We start from the raw sequence: 2,797 nt of genomic DNA, 5'->3' as shown, positions 1-2,797 counted from the left end.
TGCACCAACATCTGCACCAACATCTGCACCAACATCTGCACCAACATCTGCACCATTAGTTATGTAATCCGGCAATGTTATTTTGTAGAGTGTTGTCTTCTTGGTTCCTGCCTTAAAATCTAACCAACCCCGCTGCTTGAGTCTGTTTTTGGCGACGGTAATCGCATGACAGCTGTTGATTCCTGTAAGTGTTTGCAAACGTCTGTCGGAACATCCGAACCATTCGCGCCACATCAGCGAATTGTCTAGCAATAAAAGCCTAAACCACATCACTTGATCTGTTGCGGGCATCGGGTCTGCCGAAGTATCTTCGCCAAACGCTTTCAGCCAATCCATTAGCCTCATCATGTTTATTCCGCCTCCTTTCTATGTGTTTCAACCACGTCGATCAGTCAGCAGATTCTACCCAATCCACAACACCGTCGTGCACAAGCTGCCCGATTTCCTCGAACGACCAAATCACGGAAGGATTTTTCACGTCCCACGCGTCCGCATCCATATGGCAGCGACACCACACAACAAGCTCGTTCTCATGTGTCCCGTGATACGGATTCACCAAGAGACTCAGGAGACCGACGGACTGATATGCCCGTGTTTGACCGAGATACTTGACATAGGTGCTGCGCCCCTTTGCGTTCTTCATCTCCCTTTTTGTAAACCCGTACTCCGTCAATCGCTCCAAATCATTGACCACAAACAAATCTCTCACCTCCTATTTTTCTTCCGCAGACCATACACATCCGCGATCCGCTCATCAATCCGTACCGGCTCGATGATGTACCGTCTCAGAAACTCCTCCTGCCCGATGCTGTGTATCTCCGTGTGATGTTCCCTGCAAAGAGGAAGCGCACGCATCCCGATGTGGCAGATCTCCTTGCGGTCGCGCCCCATCCCGACAACATCACAGTGATGCAGGTCTGCGTTCCTGCCGCAGACCGCACACCGCTTGTTCATAAGACACGCCCACACATAGCGCGGAATGTCCTCTGCCAGCTGATAGAGCGGTTCTCCTACGTCCACGCCGTGAAGCAGACAGAAGTCAATGAGGTACGTGATAAAGAGCCGTGCGGTCGTCATGTCGCAGTCAGACAGCGAGAATGTCCTTCTGAGCGTTTCCGCCTCTCCCACGAACATGAGCTTTAGCATTTCCTTCATCGCCTCCACAGGCGTATACCCCCACCATGCCCCGATGTAGGCGATGAGGACATAGGCTTTCTTTCGCTGCTTTGCGCTGATACGGCGTTTGTCCACGAACTCCACGCCGACGCTCTCATGACAGCCCTCGGGCTTTCTCTGCCCTGCTGGATAGGGGACATAGACCATTGCGCCCCCGTCCGCTTCTTTGACAATGTGTCCGATGAGAATCATCAAACGGCAATCTGCTGAACGTCGCTATGGTCCGCCACAAGGCGCACGGGCGAATCCTCCGTCTGTGCGCTCTCCTGCTCCGCATCGCCAAACAGCCCGCCCTGCCCGCGATGTCCTTCCAGATAGCGCACCGCCTCTTTCTGCAAGATGCGCAGATGTGCGGATGTCGGGGTATCGCAATAAAAAGGCGGCGCAGGAAGGTGTTCCTTAGCATCGAAACACCCCGGCTGCATCTCCTCCTCCTTCACATCCATAAGATTGAGCAGCGGCGTATTTATCGTGGTCGTCGTCATTGAATTTGGCATACGATATTCAAAGGTGATGATAGCGGCATCACGCCCTGAGGAATCCTCTGAGAAAGCGACCCCCGTCGGTTTTACGCGTTTGGCGTATTGTCCGGGATCAAGTTCGAGAATCTTGCATACATCAACGCAGAGTGCGGCAAGTGCCTCCCAAAAGCAATGCTCCGGAGGTTCTTCAAACGTCGACTTGTGCGTGCTGATAAGACTGTCCTTGTTCTCCTTCTTGGCATACTCAAAAATGAGCGTTCCTTTCTTCTCTTTGATTTTCTTGACAGTGATGTTCATGATGGTCCTCCTTTATGCGATATAGACCTCTGCGCCTGTTTCCTGCTGTACCAGCTTCTTGAACCGCTCCGCATCGCTGTTATTATCCGAGAGATGCAGGAGATAAATTTGCCGCACCTTCGTCATGTCATTCGCCCGCAAAAGGTCGAGCAGGGTGTCGATGCTCATGTGCGTTCCTGCGACACGTTCGGCGAGTGAGAACGGGATTTTCTCATCCCTCACGTTCCCGAGCATGATGTCCTCTGCGTAGTTCGCTTCGATCATGATGTGTGTGAGTCCCGTAAACGTGTATCTCACATACGCGCTGTCGGTGATGTAGATAAGCCGCTCGCCCGTCTCGGTCGATGTCACCTGATACCCGTAGCACGGCACGTCATGCTCTGCCTCGAAAGGCAGGATACGGAAGGTGCCGATGGGATGTTCCTTGCGCTCGGTGAGTTCCTGCACGCCCTTGTAACGCGCTGCCACGTCGGCGTTACTGTAGACCGTCATGCCGCGCTGAATAAGTTTCGGGATTGCCGCCGCATGATCCCCGTGACGGTGCGTCACAAGACAGGCGTCAATTGTGCTCGTCCGAAACCCGCAGCCGGTCTGGATGCGTTTGAACGGAATCCCTGCGTCAAGGAGGAGTCGGGTACGCCCGTCTCCGATGAGATAGGCATTTCCGCTGCTCCCCGACGCGAGTATCTTGATGTCCATTAGAAGTTCATGCCTGCGTAAAGCCCTACGCTCGGCGGGGCGGAGACAGGTGCTTTGGCGGCTTCCGTGGGCGCGGCAGGTACGGCTTCGACGGGGGCAATAGGCACGGATGCGGCGGGCGGTGTCGCTGCTTTTTTGCGCGG

5 protein-coding genes are annotated in these 2,797 nt (G+C 54.1%); all 5 read right to left on the bottom strand.

Translation table 11 applies throughout. From position 1 onward, the window contains the following. The coding region (locus ACO6BQ_RS12280) for a hypothetical protein (protein ID WP_489121366.1) at positions 1-348 on the bottom strand (348 nt) is incomplete at its 3' end. A gap of 40 nt (positions 349-388) precedes the next feature. Further along, positions 389-700, bottom strand: coding sequence for a hypothetical protein (locus tag ACO6BQ_RS12275; protein ID WP_489121364.1), 312 nt, complete (start codon positions 698-700; stop codon positions 389-391). A gap of 5 nt (positions 701-705) precedes the next feature. Then, on the bottom strand, positions 706-1,368 hold the full coding sequence (locus ACO6BQ_RS12270; protein ID WP_489121369.1) for a putative HNHc nuclease: 663 nt from the start codon (positions 1,366-1,368) through the stop codon (positions 706-708). After that, on the bottom strand, positions 1,368-1,955 hold the full coding sequence (locus ACO6BQ_RS12265; protein ID WP_489121362.1) for a hypothetical protein: 588 nt from the start codon (positions 1,953-1,955) through the stop codon (positions 1,368-1,370). Before ACO6BQ_RS12265 ends, ACO6BQ_RS12270 begins: the two co-directional genes overlap by 1 nt. A 12-nt stretch (positions 1,956-1,967) precedes the next feature. After that, positions 1,968-2,654, bottom strand: coding sequence for an MBL fold metallo-hydrolase (locus ACO6BQ_RS12260; protein WP_489121360.1), 687 nt, complete (start codon positions 2,652-2,654; stop codon positions 1,968-1,970). Positions 2,655-2,797: the final 143 nt, after the last annotated feature.

The organism is Centipeda sp. (in: firmicutes) (assembly GCF_057271695.1).
This window is presented reverse-complemented; position numbering and strand designations above follow the sequence as displayed.

Coding starts and splice junctions, on each gene's coding strand:
- ACO6BQ_RS12270 (WP_489121369.1), bottom strand. CDS start 1,368: ATGATTCTCATCGGACACATTGTCAAAGAAGCGGACGGGGGCGCAATG.
- ACO6BQ_RS12265 (WP_489121362.1), bottom strand. CDS start 1,955: ATGAACATCACTGTCAAGAAAATCAAAGAGAAGAAAGGAACGCTCATT.
- ACO6BQ_RS12260 (WP_489121360.1), bottom strand. CDS start 2,654: ATGGACATCAAGATACTCGCGTCGGGGAGCAGCGGAAATGCCTATCTC.